Genomic DNA, 15,267 nt, shown 5'->3' on the forward strand with positions numbered 1-15,267 from the left:
ACCTTTCCAAGTTCTTTTTTTGCAATAAACGCAACAGGGGCCACATAACCTATAATGAGTGGAATGTCAAGTGCACTTTGATGATTGGCTACAACCAAATAATTTTCTCCTATCTCAGGTTTTTTTCCATACACGTGTACCTTAATTCCTAACAGTTTAAAAGCCATTCTTCCAAAAGTTTCAATTTGACCAACGACAAAACGTCTTGATAAGTTTTTATTAAATAAGCCTATTAAAAAACCAATAAACAATACAATCGCACCGTAAAAAACAATATATATTACTGCACCTATAAGGAAATATAAAGTATAAAAGAAGCTTCCTATTTTTCTCATAGCTTCCTCCCTATAACATGCTTTTCAATATTTTCAAATGCTTTTTCTTCTAAATTTGAAAGCTCAGTTAATTTGCTTTCTATCTCTTCTATTTCTTTTATAGAAGATTTTGTTGCTGGATTTTTAGGAGCAAAAACAACACAGCTATCAAGATACGGTTGTATGGAAATTTCATAGCTTCCTATTTCTTTTGCTTTTTCTACGATATCAATTTTTTCAAAACCAATTAAAGGTCTCAGAACCGGTAAATTAGAAGCCGACTCAATAGTATGTAAGTTTTCTAGAGTTTGACTTGCAACCTGACCTACATTTTCACCTGTTATAATTGCTTTTGCTTTAATCTTTTTTGCTAGTTTATTTGCTATCCTCATCATACTACGCCTTTGTATTATAAGCGAATATCTATCTGGTGCATTTGTTTTTATATATTGCTGAATAGGGGTAAATGGGACAATCCAAGTTTTTAAAGTGTCTGGAACGTATTTGGACAAAATATTCGACAATTCTAGAATCTTATTCTTTGACTTTTCGCTAGTAAATGGCGGACTCAAAAAGCTTAAAGTTTCAATTAAAATTCCTCTTTTCATCATGTACCAACCGGCTACTGGGCTATCAATTCCTCCACTTAAAAGTAAAATACCTTTTCCAGAACTTCCAACTGGAAAGCCACCATACATCTGTTCTTTTCCAACAAAAACAAATACTTCTTTTTCTTTAACTTCGATACCTACAATTATATCTGGATTGTGAACATCAACTGATAATTCTTTAAAATTTTCCAAAACAAAGGCACCAATGTGTGCACTAAGTTCTTGAGAGTTCATAGGAAATTGTTTATATGATCTCTTAGTTTGTACTTTAAAAGTTTTTTCATTCTTTAATTTTAATTTCAAAAGCTTTAAAACAACTTCTTTAATTTTATCTAAATCATGAGAAACTGCGTAGGCAAAGCTAAAATTTTGGATCCCAAATACATACTTCAACCTTTCTTTAATTTCATCAAAATCCATGTCTTTAAGTCTTATAATTATCCTTCCATACCTTTTATTTATTTCAGGCGGTCTTGCAATCTTTCTAATATTATCTATTAATTTTTTCTCAAAATAGCCCCTATTTTTACCCTTCAGTCCAATTTCTGAATACCTTACTACAACAACTGGTTCCATCTTTTTCCTCCTTTCTCACAGATAATATTTTACCACAAATATTAAAAGAGTTATATTTTTTATTAACTTGGGTAAAACTAATTAACATTGATAAAACTAATCAACATTGACAAAACTAATTAAAAATAATATACTATTATTGAAAATGATAATCATTCTCAATAAAAAAAACGGAGGTGCATTTATGGCAAGTTTTATAATCACTTTTAGAGAAGCGCTTGAAGCGGCACTTATAGTCAGTATTATTTTTGCATTTTTAAACAAGAACAAACTCCCCAGCTACAAAAAACATGTATATTTAGGTATCACGCTCGGAATTGTTTCAAGTATCATATTTGGTATGATATTAGGTGCACTTGAGGAACACTTTGCTGAAGCATTCGAAGGTATCTTTTCCTTAATCGGCGCTTTTCTTATAACTACACTAATCTTGTGGCTTCATAAAAATAAAAATTTTGGTAAAGAGATCCAAAATAAGCTTAATAGTTCATTAAACAAAAATTTTGGAATAACTTTAATACTACTTGTTACTGTAAACATCCTTAGAGAAGGTTTTGAAACTGTTATTTTTCTATCTGCAATACCTGGTGATGCATCCATCTTTTATGCAATATTAGGAATAGTAGTAGCTTTAGTACTTGGATATCTTCTCTATATTGGTATACTAAAAGTAAATATTTCAATTTTCTTTACAGTTACGAATATACTTTTAATTTTATTTGCTGCAGGATTAATTGCCTATGGTATACACGAACTTCAAGAAGCAGGATGGTTCCCAATAATTATTGAGCATATCTATGATATTAATTCATTTATAAATGAAAAAGGTACATTTGGAGGATTTTTAAAAACACTCTTTGGATACAACGGAAACCCATCACTAATTGAATTTATTGCATACTGGACTTACCTTATACCTTCTATGTTTTTTGCTTTTAGAAAAAAAGAAATAAAAAAATAATACTAATCGACTAGAATAATTAATATTCTTAAATAATATTCTTAAAGTATAATGGCTTTGGCAAACACCAAAGCCATTTATTAAATATAATACATCACAAATAAATCCATAATTTACTCAATCAACGCACATTTTCTATAGGAAATTTTAAATCATTAACTGTAACTAAAATATAATCAAATATTAATAACAAAAATTTACGTTGCTTTATTTTGTTTAGAATGTCGTCTTAATACTTTTGTAACCAATTTTGGAAAAACTCTTTTTTTACTAGTTTCCTGTTTTTATATTTGTAACTTTTATGTTAACAGATTAAAATTAGACAAATTTTTAGGGGATGTTTTCGAAGATAAAATTAAATAAAAGCTCATAAATTCTATATTTAACTTACCGTTTACTTCCACTCAAAGGTTTTGTTACTTTTTCTTGTTATATTTATTTATGAGAATAGTTATAGGTTTAGAATCTACCTATGAGGAATGAAAACTTTTTGCGATCTCCACCAAAAAACTTTTGTATAAAAGTTTAGAATCTACCTATGAGGAATGAAAACTCAATCCATTCAAGATTGTTCCCGAAGAATATAATATTGAGTTTAGAATCTACCTATGAGGAATGAAAACAATAGAATCTTGTTTTCTCCAAGATTTCCGCGGGGAGATTCGTGTTTAGAATCTACCTATGAGGAATGAAAACTTCTGTCATTGCGAGGGTTGCATTTTTCAAAGGAAAATCAATGTTTAGAATCTACCTATGAGGAATGAAAACCGTCCTAGGATTTCTTTAATTGCTATATCTAGATTTTCGTTTAGAATCTACCTATGAGGAATGAAAACTTCCCACCAACCAAAATTATTGGTGGAGATTCTTTTTCCGTTTAGAATCTACCTATGAGGAATGAAAACAATAATCTCCCCGTTTTTTAAAATTATAATAAAAACATCGACCGTTTAGAATCTACCTATGAGGAATGAAAACTATGTCAAGAAAAACAATAAAGGTCGGCGACTTCAGAATAAATCTGTTTAGAATCTACCTATGAGGAATGAAAACGAAATTAATAGTGGGGACGATGTACTTCCGTCGTAAATTTCGAGTTTAGAATCTACCTATGAGGAATGAAAACCTTTTTCTGGTTCTTCTACCTCAAAGATATGGTCAAAATTTGTTTAGAATCTACCTATGAGGAATGAAAACTACCATTGACATTTATACTGTTTATTTCCTTTTTTATAATCCATGTTTAGAATCTACCTATGAGGAATGAAAACTAAAATATTCTGTGATTTTCCAATCACAGAATTTGGTAGTTTAGAATCTACCTATGAGGAATGAAAACTTTGTTATAATTTGCATCACTTTTTTAATTTGTTTGTTATCTAGTTTAGAATCTACCTATGAGGAATGAAAACTTGATAAATACAAGGTCTTTGAAGACAATTGTTTTTATTTTTTGTGTTTAGAATCTACCTATGAGGAATGAAAACTACTTCCTCTCAAAACAACAAATTTTTGTAGTTTTGCCATAGTGTTTAGAATCTACCTATGAGGAATGAAAACTTATTTTTAATGCATAGACCATATAGTTCTTCTGTCTCGTTTAGAATCTACCTATGAGGAATGAAAACTCAATTTCCTCATCGAATTCAAATTTCGTTTTTTTTACATTGTTTAGAATCTACCTATGAGGAATGAAAACATTTTTGCGTTTATTTGTGGTCCAAATGCTTCGTTATATGTTTAGAATCTACCTATGAGGAATGAAAACCATTCGAGACCTTCAAAAAATACTTTTAAAAATTTTTCTATGGTTTAGAATCTACCTATGAGGAATGAAAACTTTTTTTGATGTTTTGATCTGGCAACCAGACGTAGAAAAAGTTTAGAATCTACCTATGAGGAATGAAAACTAATTAAATTTTCAATGTTCATCAAACCTGTTATAGGGGTTTAGAATCTACCTATGAGGAATGAAAACAAAAAGTTTGTTGTTTTCTATTTTCAATCCATATAGTTCTTGTTTAGAATCTACCTATGAGGAATGAAAACAACCTCAATACGGTGCTGTTCTTCGAAAATCACACTAAACTCTTTGTTTAGAATCTACCTATGAGGAATGAAAACAACCTACTACATTCCATCTCAATACGGTGCTGTTCTTCGAAAAGTTTAGAATCTACCTATGAGGAATGAAAACGTTATTACATCGTCTTTAAAAATCCAATCACACCAATTTAAAGTTTAGAATCTACCTATGAGGAATGAAAACAAGTCTGTTTCGGCCCTGTAAGTAACAGACTCGGTTCCGGTTTAGAATCTACCTATGAGGAATGAAAACCTGGTTTCAGAGGCCTTTCGAATTTTTTTATTAAATCTGTTTAGAATCTACCTATGAGGAATGAAAACAAATTTTTCTGATTTTTTGTTCCATCCTTACGTAAAATTTCAGTTTAGAATCTACCTATGAGGAATGAAAACTTAAAAATTAAATAATTTAAAAAAGGAGGTTTTATCATGGAATGTTTAGAATCTACCTATGAGGAATGAAAACTATTCGTAAACCCCCCAAAGTTCCGTACCTCTTATAACAAATGTTTAGAATCTACCTATGAGGAATGAAAACTAATCATATTGAATATTATATTCTCAACTCATATTTTCACGTTTAGAATCTACCTATGAGGAATGAAAACTCATCCCCCAGAGGAATCCTCTCAGGAGCCCTATTCAGGTTTAGAATCTACCTATGAGGAATGAAAACGTATGCTTTTCGAGGCCCGCGAAGAACCTCTTCTTCTAACACCTGTTTAGAATCTACCTATGAGGAATGAAAACTATGCGTATCGCACTTTATGTTTTTCTTTACCTATTAAAATGTTTAGAATCTACCTATGAGGAATGAAAACGGAGCTTGTTCTTTATTAATATTCGCGTTAGGTTTGTTGCTTTGGTTTAGAATCTACCTATGAGGAATGAAAACGTTTCTCCCTTCAATTCGTACTCCTTACATTCAAAAACACCCCAGGTTTAGAATCTACCTATGAGGAATGAAAACGATTCTGAGTCTGAGTTGTAATCTTGAATGAATTTTCTGATGTAGTTTAGAATCTACCTATGAGGAATGAAAACTATTAATTCTTTAATTATATATTTTTCAAAATTTAATGTTAACAGTTTAGAATCTACCTATGAGGAATGAAAACAGGAATTCCTCCTCAGGCGCCCTACTTTCGCCACCTACCTATTCGTTTAGAATCTACCTATGAGGAATGAAAACTTATTTCATTGTGCTGTTTTATGTCGTGAAACTTATTACCGTTTAGAATCTACCTATGAGGAATGAAAACTTGAACAAATAAAAACGGTTTATCCGCTTTAGCTATCATTTGGTTTAGAATCTACCTATGAGGAATGAAAACTTATTGCTTCGTCTGATTGTGCTTCGATTTCTGCCATGTATAGTTTGTTTAGAATCTACCTATGAGGAATGAAAACAATTAAAAATAAATTTTGTTTCGTCTCTTTTTAGAACCACTTCGTTTAGAATCTACCTATGAGGAATGAAAACGCTTCTTAGACTTCCACTTTTTTTACAACCAAAGCAGTAAGTTTAGAATCTACCTATGAGGAATGAAAACTTGGTTTATAAGCTTTACAATATCTTCACAGTCAAAATAAACGTTTAGAATCTACCTATGAGGAATGAAAACAGCTGATTTGTGTTGTGCTTAATTGTGCGCTTTTTAATGTTTAGAATCTACCTATGAGGAATGAAAACTCGTTTTCAATTTTTTCAACTTCAATTTCAAGTTCAAGTGTTTAGAATCTACCTATGAGGAATGAAAAACCGACTCTTGCAATATTTCCCGACGGTTCGATTTCCAATAAAATTGTTTAGAATCTACCTATGAGGAATGAAAACCAATGGGTCATCTGCAAGTACGACGCACTCTAAAAGGTCGGTTTAGAATCTACCTATTAGGAATGAAAACTTCCATGTGTCACTGTAAGTTTTAATAACCGCCTTTATTTCTGTCAAAACTCTAACCTCATTAGGAATAAAAACTCCTAGTCCAATTTTTTAACACTTTTTCACTTCTTTCTTTTAAAATCTATTTATTGAAATTCCTGTATTGATTCTCACTGAAAAGTTTCATTAAAAATTTCTTATTAAAATAAATGCTCCATTCTTGCATATGACAAGAATGGAGCATTCTTTTTGTTTTTTAATAATTTATATTTACATAGCTATAAACTTTCAACGCTTTCAACTGGATAATCAATTTCAGATAATTTTGCTTTTACATTTTCTAGGTTTTCGGTTTCAATTTCAACAGTTTTACTTTCTAATTTAACTTCAAAGTTTTTTTCACCTAGCTCTTCTAATGCTTTTGTTATTCTCATAACACAATGTTTACAAGACATATCTGGTACTTTCAAAATAAATTTACCCATAAAAATCCCTCCTTTTTTAAAATCTTCCTTTTATTATTAATTCTTTCTTTCTTTTGTACTCTTCTTCTGTTATTTCACCTTTTGCAAGTTTTTCATTTAATATTTTTAAAGCTGAATCCTCAAACTCACCTTTAAAAGATGGTTTAAAAGTTTTAAATAAAAAATATAGTATTACAGCTAAAAGAATCAGTCCAAAGAACATCATAATAAAACCTCCTCCCGGATAAAATCTCCAAAATGGGTTCCATAAGTAACACATTCTAATCACCTCCTAGATGCAACAAGACTTCTTACTAGAAAATACTTTTGCATATCTTCTTTCATTAATTTTTGAAGAATTCAATATTACTGTAATAGAGCTAAAGGCCATAGCAGCTTCTGCAATTGCTGGATGAAGAAGTCCAAGCATTGCCATTGGAATAGCTATAATATTGTAGAAAAATGCCCAGAAAAGATTTTGCTTTATAACTTTAAAAGTCAAGTTTGAAATATAAATTGCATCAACTATCTTTGAAATGCCCTCTTTAGTTATAATAATATCTGCATTATCTATTGCAAGATCCGTCCCACTACCTATAGCAATTCCTACATCTGCACCTTTTAAAGCCGCTGCATCGTTCATTCCATCTCCAACCATTAAAACTTTATTACCTTCTACTTGGTATTTTCTTACTATCTCAAGTTTTTCATCTGGTTTTACTTGAGAATGAACTTTTTCAATACCTACCTTTTCTGCTACTATTTTTGCAGTCTTTTCATTATCACCTGTCACCATAACTGGAATTACATTCATGCTCTTTAAATTTTCAATTGCAATTTTTGAATCCTGCCTTATTGGATCCTCTATTGCAATATAACCAACAATCTCTGAATCCTGTCTTACTTCAACAACAGTATAACCTTCTTTTAAAAGAGTTTCATACCTTGAATAATCTTCAGGCTTTCCAACAAAATATTCTTTTCCATCATACTTTGCAATAACTCCTTTTCCACTTATTTCTTTTATATCTTTGATTTCTAAATATTTTTCTGAAATCTTTGATATCGCTTTTGCAAGTGGATGATTTGAATTTTTTTCAATTGATGCAACTATTTTTTTAACTTCTTCATCTAAATTTGTATCAACAACAGCGGGATTACCTTGAGTAATAGTTCCAGTTTTATCCATTAATACAACTTTTACATCTTTCATAGTCTGTATTGCCTCGGCATTTCTTATCAAAAGACCTTTTTTTGCTGCAAGTGAAGTTCCTGTTATTAAAGCCATAGGTGTTGCAAGACCAAGGGCACAAGGGCAGGCAATTACAACCGTTGCAACAAATGCAAATATAGCAAATGAAAGAGGATCATTTGTACTTAATATCCAAGGAAATATTTTTCTAGCGCTTTCAAGTAGTGGATAAAATTTATCAAACCCAAAATACCAGAAAATACCACTTATAACGGCAAGAGTAATAATTGTAGGAACAAACCAATTTGTTATTCTATCTGCCAGTGCTTGAATAGGAACTTTAGCACCTTGAGCTTCCTGAATTAACTGGATCATTTTAGAGAGAAAAGTATCTTCACCCGTCTTAGTAACTTTAATCTTTAAAATCCCAGTCAAATTGAGAGCCCCTCCGACTACTTCATCGTTTTCTTTTTTCTCAACTGGCATTGATTCTCCAGTAACTACTGACTCATCAACACCTGATGCACCTTCAATAACTATGCCATCGACTGGTATTCTCTCACCAGGTTTTACAATAACTAGCATATTTTCTTTTACTGCCTCAATTGGTAAAAATAATTCTTCACCATTTATAACAACCCTTGCTTCTCTAGCTTGAAGACTAAGTAATTTCTTTATTTCTTTTGTTGCTCTATCTCTAAGATAAGACTCTATAAACCTTCCTAAAAGATGGAAAGAAATTATCATTGTACCAATAGCACCAAAAGAAGCAAGTTCAAAACCAAAAAGCGCTAAAACTGAAGTAAGCCACGAGGTTAATGCTCCAAAAAATATTAGTGTATCCATATTAGTATGCTTGTGGGTAAGTGCAATCCACGCACCTTTTATAGTGTTTTTCCCTGCAACAAATGTTACAAATGCACCACCAATTACTTCAAGTAACACAAAATACGGAACCTTTACAAAGAACATATTAATTATCATCAAAATTGATATAGGAATAGTAACAGCTAAAGCCATTATCAAACTTCTTTTTATTTGTCTAAATCTTTTTTCTTCAATTTGTTGTGGCTTTTCAGTTGACACTCCATATCCTACACTCTCAACCAACTTCTTCACTTTTTCAAGATCAATACTTTCATCTCCGACAACAAATGCTGTATTTGTTGCCAAGTTAACTGATGCAAATTTTATATTTTCATCTTTTGAAAGTACCTTCTCAACTGTTCGAGCACAATTTGCACAAGTCATACCAGTAACTGAAAAAGTTATCTTTTTTTCAGGCATTTTATCACCACCTTACACAATTTTATTTAGATAAGATATAACATCCTCTAATTCCTTTATTTTTTGCTCAACTTCCTGTGGATCATCTGAAAAAGCTGCACTTTTAACACAAGTTTCAAGATGTGAATTCAACACTTGAACATTTGCTTTCTTTAATAGCGAAATTGCAGCAAGAATTTGCTTTGAAATATCAATGCAATATCTGTTTTCTTCAATCATCTTTATTATCGCATCAATTTGCCCTCTTGCATTTTTTAACGTTCTTAACGCATCTTTATGTTTCATACTATACCCTCCCCACTACCGTACGGTCTAGAATAATTATAACATACCAACTTCAAATTAGCAAATAAAAAATGCCCTGAAAGTTTCTTTCAGGGCACTTAAAAATGTAAGAAAATTAAATATTAAACGTATGCTCCTAAAAATTGGCTCTTGTAAAGTTCTGCATAGAATCCATTTTTCTTCATCAATTCATCATGTGTCCCTTTTTCTATTATCTGACCTTCATTCATTACCAATATAATATCTGCATCTCTAATTGTTGAAAGTCTGTGCGCAATTACAAAATTTGTCCTACTGTGCATTAATCTTTTCATAGCTTTTTGAATTAATTTTTCAGTTAAAGTATCAACATTACTTGTTGCCTCATCTAAAATCAATATTTCTGGGTCTGCGATAAAAGCTCTTGCAATAGTTATCAATTGTTTTTCACCTTGAGAAATATTATTTGCATCTTCATTTATAACTGCATCATATCCACCAGGTAGCGCCATAATAAAGTGGTGAGCATGTGCAAGTTTTGCCGCATTTATTATTTCTTCTTCAGTAGCCCCTTCCTTTCCATACGCAATATTCTCCCTTATTGTTCCATTAAACAACCACGTATCCTGAAGCACCATACCAAATGTTCTTCTAAGGTTATCTCTTTTTATCTTTCTAATATCAATACCATCAACTGTGATCCTTCCACCTTGAATTTCATAAAATCTCATCAACAAGTTTACAAGAGTTGTTTTTCCTGCACCCGTAGGTCCAACTATTGCAACAGTTTGTCCACTCTTAACGTCAATATTTAGATCTTCAATAAGTTTTTTATCTTCTCTATAGCTAAAATATACATGCTCAAATTTTACGTTTCCATCAACTTTTTCAAGTTCAATTGCATCCTCTGGATCAGGTAGTTCCTCTTCTTCATCCAGTATTTCAAAAACCCTTTCTGCTGCTGCAAGTGTAGATTGAATCATATTCATTATATTTGCAACCTGAGAAATTGGTTGATTAAATTGTTGTGCATACTGGATAAATGCTTGAACATCACCAAGTTGTATTGCCTTTTTAGTTACCATTATTCCTCCGACAACCGAAACAATTACATATCCTAAATTTCCAACAAATCTCATAACTGGCATAGTAATACCAGAAACAAATTGTGCCTTCCATGCAACATCATACAATTTTTGGTTGTACTCTTCAAATTTTTTAATACTCTCCTCTTCTTTGTTGTATGCTTTAACAACAACAAGTCCGCTAAACATTTCTTCAACATGACCATTTACATTTCCAAGATAGACTTGTTGGTTTTTAAAGTATTTCTGAGATTTCTTTACAATAAAGACTATAAATCCAACGCTAATGGGTAAAGTAACCACTGTAACAAGTGTAAGTAAAGGACTTATAGTAAGCATCATAACAATTACACCAACGATAGTAACAATTGAAGTTATAAGTTGAGTTAAACTCTGATTTAAAGTGTTACTAATTAAATCAACATCGTTTGTTACTCTACTTAAAATCTCCCCATGTGTTCTTGAATCATAAAATTTTAATGGAAGCTTTGAAAGTTTTTCCATAACATCTGTTCTAAGCTTTTTAACTACTTTTTGCGATACTCCGGCCATCACATACTGCTGGATATACATGAATAATGCAAAAAGCCCATATAATATTCCAACGTTAATTAATATTTTCAGGATTCCATTAAGATCAATCTTTGCTTTAGGAAATATCCTTTTTGCCATGTATCCTTGGAATAACTTTGTAGTAGCTTTTCCAAGAACTTTGGGCGCGATAATACTAAATATAGTACCAGCAATCGCCATTGCTAAAACGATAATTATTGGCACCATGTAAGGTTTTAAATAGATCATTAATCTTTTCAACGCCTTTTTAAAATCTTTTGGTTTTTCAACAGCTGCTCTAATTGGTCCACCTGGCCCTCCTCTATGTCCTCTTGCAGGTCTCTGAATTTTTTCGCTCATGCTATCTCCTCCTCTGAAAGCTGAGAAGAAACTATTTCTCTATACACTTCACATGATTTCATTAACTTTTTGTGCGTTCCTATTCCAACAACCCTTCCTTTATCAAGCACTATTATTTTATCTGCATTCATAACAGTTGCTACTCTCAAAGATACAATTATTTTAGTTGCATCTTTTAACTTTTCTCTAAGTTCTTTTCTAAGCTTTGCATCGGTTTTAAAGTCAAGCGCCGAAAAACTATCATCAAATATATAAATTTTTCTCTTCCCTACAATTCCACGAGCGATTGCCAGCCTTTGCTTTTGACCTCCAGAAAGATTTGTTCCACCCTGAGAAACTTGAGTTTTAATACCTTCAGGAAGCTTTGATACAAATTCCCAAGCCTGTGCGGTCTTTAAAGCCTCAACTATTTCTTCTTCAGTTGCATCTTCTTTTCCAATCCTTACATTTTCCTCTATAGTACCTGAAAATATAACAGGTCTTGAAGGAGTAAATGAAATCATATCACGTAAATCTTTTTGAGAAAGCTCTTTTATATTAACACCATCAATTAAAATTTCACCACTTGTTACATCATAAAACCTCATCAAAAGCTTTACTAACGTACTTTTTCCTGAACCTGAACTACCAATAATTCCTACAACCTCTCCAGGATTAATCTCAAAATTAGCATTTTCTATAGCAGGTTCTTTACCACCTTCATAATAAAAAGTGACATTTTTAAATTCTACTTTTCCCATACCTTCCAGTTTCTTAGGAGATTTAACATCTTTTATTCTTTCTTTTTCATTTAAAACTTGGGCTACCCTTTCAGCAGAGGCTGAGGCCCTTGGCAAGAATATAAACACAACTGAAATCATTATAAATGAGAACATAATCTGCATTATATATTGCATTACAGCCATCATAGTTCCAACTTCAAGAGTTCCTTTATCTATCTGAATTGCACCAATCCAAATCAAAAAGATAATAGTAAAATTCATTATTAAAAGAATTAGTGGGAAAACCAATGCAAAAATTCTATTTACCTTCAACGCTGTACTCGTTAAATCTTCATTTGCAACCTCAAATCTCTTTTTTTCATATTCTGTTTTTGCAAATGCTCTTATAACCCTAACACCAGTTAAATTTTCTCTCAAAACTCTGTTTAAATTATCCAATTTTTTTTGCATAGACTTAAAAAGAGGCATACTGTACTTTACTATAAAATACATAACAACAAACATAATCGGCAAAGATACCAACAAAACCATAGTCAATTTAGGACTCTTTGAAATAGCCATTATTGTTCCACCAATAGCCATAACAGGAGCCAATGCAACCACACGAAGCATCATAAATATAACATTTTGAATCTGTGTAATATCATTTGTATTTCTGTTAATAAGTGTTGCCACTCCATACTTATCAACTTCGTTCAGTGAAAAATTCATAACTTTTTTGTAGACATGACTTCTTAAATCTTTTCCAAATCCCATAGCAACCTTTGCAGCAAAATAAGTTGAAACAATTGCTGCGGCAACATTTAAAAGAGTTACAAAAAGCATTTTCCAACCAACACTTAAAATATAATCCACATTACCACGACTTACACCTTTGTTAACAATATCACCCATTAAATCAGGCAAGTAAAGATTTAAAATGGCCTGAATAACGACAAAAGTAATTGCTAAAATTATCAAAAACGTATACTTTTTAAGATACTTAACAACACCTTTCATCCTTCATCGCCTCCAAATTCAAGAGTATCTTTTTAAGTAACTTTTCCAAAACTTCCATCTCCTCATTTGTAAAATTTTCAAAGCTTTGCCTTTCAAATTCCTTCAATCTCTTAAAAATTTTATCAACTATTTTCAATGCTTTATCAGTTAAATAAATGTGGTAAAATCTTCTGTCACTTTCATCCTGAATTCTTTTTACAAAACCGGCCTTTTCCATTCTTCTAAGCATAATTGCAACTGTAGAAGTTGAAAGCATAACTTTTTTTGCCAAATCTTTTTGTGAAATTCCAGGATTTTTCCTAACTATAAAAAATATCGGGATTTGACCTGGATGAATCTTGTATTTATCCATTTCACTTTTTAAAATTTGAAACTTTAATCTTTCTATCTCAGAAAAAAGTAAAAAAGTAGAAGAAAATTCAAAATTATCCACCACTTTCCACCTCCAATAGTTTTACATAAAACTATTTTATATCAAACTATTTATTTTGTCAATAAAAAAGTGCCGGATAATACCGGCACTAAAATGTAATAGCTTAAAAGATTATCTTGAAATAGGCTTTAAAGAATCTCTGTATATGGAAGCAATTGTCTTTTCATCTGCTTTTATAGGTGCCATGCTTAGTAACAAACCAAGGGAAGGAGTTTCAAGGGCAAGTTTTGTTAACTTTTCTACATCATTCTCTGTAAAGCCCATATCCTCCAATTTTTCAGTTACGCCCAAATTAAACAACCATTTTTCAATTCCAGCAGCAATTTTTTCCGCTTCTCCTGGAACACCCTTTAGTCCAGGAACAATTGGCTCATATATATCTGCTAAAACTTCTGGTTTTGCAATGTATATATGTTTAACAACTGCTGGAAGAAGCATTGCAAGACCAAGTCCATGTGCTAAATCAGGTTTTACAGCGCTCAATGGATGCTCAAGTGCATGTGTAAAGTGCAACATTCCATTATCAAATGATATGCCTGCTATTGCTGATGCGTATAAAAGATAATATCTTGCTGTTAGATCATCTGGATGTGCCACTGCTTGAGGAAGATATCTAGTAATTAGTCTTATTGTTTCTTTTGCAAGTAAAACTGAGTATGGGCTTGCTACCAAAGTTGTTGCTGCCTCAGTAACATGGTTTACTGCATCTATTGAGGTAAATACAGTTTGACCCTTTGGTAGTGTAACCATTAATTGTGGATCATCAATTGCATAAAGTGGATAAATACAATCGTATGCAATTGCTGGTTTGTACTCTTTTTCAAGAATTGAAGCAACAGCAAATCTATCTACTTCAGTTCCTGTTCCATGTGTTGTATTTATTGCAATTATTGGTTTTGCTTTTTCTGGAGTAAATAAACCTTCATAAAGCTCTTCAGCAGTTTTTTCAGGATATTCAAGCAAAATAGCAACACTTTTTGCTGTATCAATTGGACTTCCTCCACCAATTCCAATAACTGCTTGAGCCCCATTTTGTAATCCCAATTTTGTTGCTTCATTAATCTGTGCAGTCGTTGGATTTGGAGAAACATCTTCGTAAATTACATATTTAAATCCCTTTGCCTTTAATTCTGGCTCAATCACATCCCATGCGCCGGTTACTTTGTATGCTATTTTATCTGTGACAAAAATCACATTATCAATACCTTGTGCTTTTAAGTTGTCAAGAATATCAGAAATCTTTTTTATAGCACCTACACCAAAATAACACGTTGTTTTACACCTTAATTCAAAAACATTATAAATATCCATTTTGCTTTCCCACATAATCTCACCTCCTGTGAATATTTTCACAATTATTATAACATTTAGAAAAGGCTATACTGCTCCCCTGAAGGATTGGACAGTTAGAAAGTAGAGAGTATAATCATATACGAAGGGGAGTGAAAGATATGAGAAAGAAGTTTTCTGCTGAAGA

11 protein-coding genes and 1 CRISPR repeat array are annotated in these 15,267 nt (G+C 31.7%); of the genes, 1 reads left to right on the top strand and 10 read right to left on the bottom strand.

From position 1 onward, the window contains the following. Together JG780_RS07430 and thiI are read right to left on the bottom strand one after the other, a co-directional pair. Window positions 1–335 (bottom strand): lysophospholipid acyltransferase family protein (locus tag JG780_RS07430; RefSeq protein WP_287569864.1); only part of this gene is annotated, 335 nt, incomplete at its 3' end. Beyond that, window positions 332–1,501, bottom strand: a complete 1,170-nt coding sequence (gene thiI / locus JG780_RS07435) for a tRNA uracil 4-sulfurtransferase ThiI (RefSeq protein WP_287569866.1) — start codon at window positions 1,499–1,501, stop codon at window positions 332–334. The genes thiI and JG780_RS07430, both read right to left, overlap by 4 nt. Window positions 1,502–1,685: 184 nt before the next feature. Here thiI and JG780_RS07440 point away from each other — a divergent pair, with 184 nt between their 5' ends. Beyond that, entirely contained in the window at window positions 1,686–2,462 is a 777-nt protein-coding gene (locus tag JG780_RS07440) for an FTR1 family iron permease (protein ID WP_287569869.1), read from the top strand. Window positions 2,463–2,919: 457 nt separating this feature from the next. Next, a CRISPR array of direct repeats spans window positions 2,920–6,454; the repeat unit is 30 nt; unit sequence GTTTAGAATCTACCTATGAGGAATGAAAAC. A gap of 256 nt (window positions 6,455–6,710) precedes the next feature. On the opposite strand, the gene JG780_RS07445 is transcribed toward JG780_RS07440, so the two are convergent. The 8 genes from JG780_RS07445 to JG780_RS07480 form a co-directional block, all read right to left on the bottom strand. Then, on the bottom strand, window positions 6,711–6,917 hold the full coding sequence (locus tag JG780_RS07445) for a heavy-metal-associated domain-containing protein (protein ID WP_004104061.1): 207 nt from the start codon (window positions 6,915–6,917) through the stop codon (window positions 6,711–6,713). A 16-nt stretch (window positions 6,918–6,933) separates the two neighbouring features. After that, on the bottom strand, window positions 6,934–7,122 hold the full coding sequence (locus JG780_RS07450) for an SHOCT domain-containing protein (RefSeq protein ID WP_287569870.1): 189 nt from the start codon (window positions 7,120–7,122) through the stop codon (window positions 6,934–6,936). A 66-nt stretch (window positions 7,123–7,188) separates the two neighbouring features. Next, entirely contained in the window at window positions 7,189–9,375 is a 2,187-nt protein-coding gene (locus JG780_RS07455; RefSeq protein ID WP_287569872.1) for a heavy metal translocating P-type ATPase, read from the bottom strand. Between the two features lie 12 nt (window positions 9,376–9,387). Next, on the bottom strand, window positions 9,388–9,660 hold the full coding sequence (locus tag JG780_RS07460) for a metal-sensing transcriptional repressor (RefSeq protein WP_004104067.1): 273 nt from the start codon (window positions 9,658–9,660) through the stop codon (window positions 9,388–9,390). A gap of 122 nt (window positions 9,661–9,782) precedes the next feature. After that, window positions 9,783–11,636, bottom strand: a complete 1,854-nt coding sequence (locus tag JG780_RS07465) for an ABC transporter ATP-binding protein (RefSeq protein ID WP_012579529.1) — start codon at window positions 11,634–11,636, stop codon at window positions 9,783–9,785. Then, the gene (locus JG780_RS07470) at window positions 11,633–13,357 is read right to left on the bottom strand and encodes an ABC transporter ATP-binding protein (protein ID WP_287569874.1); all 1,725 of its coding nucleotides are present in this window, start codon (window positions 13,355–13,357) and stop codon (window positions 11,633–11,635) included. Before JG780_RS07470 ends, JG780_RS07465 begins: the two co-directional genes overlap by 4 nt. Next, entirely contained in the window at window positions 13,341–13,790 is a 450-nt protein-coding gene (locus tag JG780_RS07475; RefSeq protein ID WP_004104073.1) for a MarR family winged helix-turn-helix transcriptional regulator, read from the bottom strand. Before JG780_RS07475 ends, JG780_RS07470 begins: the two co-directional genes overlap by 17 nt. Window positions 13,791–13,901: 111 nt before the next feature. Continuing rightward, the gene (locus tag JG780_RS07480) at window positions 13,902–15,116 is read right to left on the bottom strand and encodes an iron-containing alcohol dehydrogenase (protein WP_287569877.1); all 1,215 of its coding nucleotides are present in this window, start codon (window positions 15,114–15,116) and stop codon (window positions 13,902–13,904) included. Window positions 15,117–15,267 lie beyond the last annotated feature (151 nt).

This window comes from Thermosipho sp. (in: thermotogales) (assembly GCF_020054775.1).
Lineage (GTDB): Bacteria > Thermotogota > Thermotogae > Thermotogales > Fervidobacteriaceae > Thermosipho > Thermosipho africanus.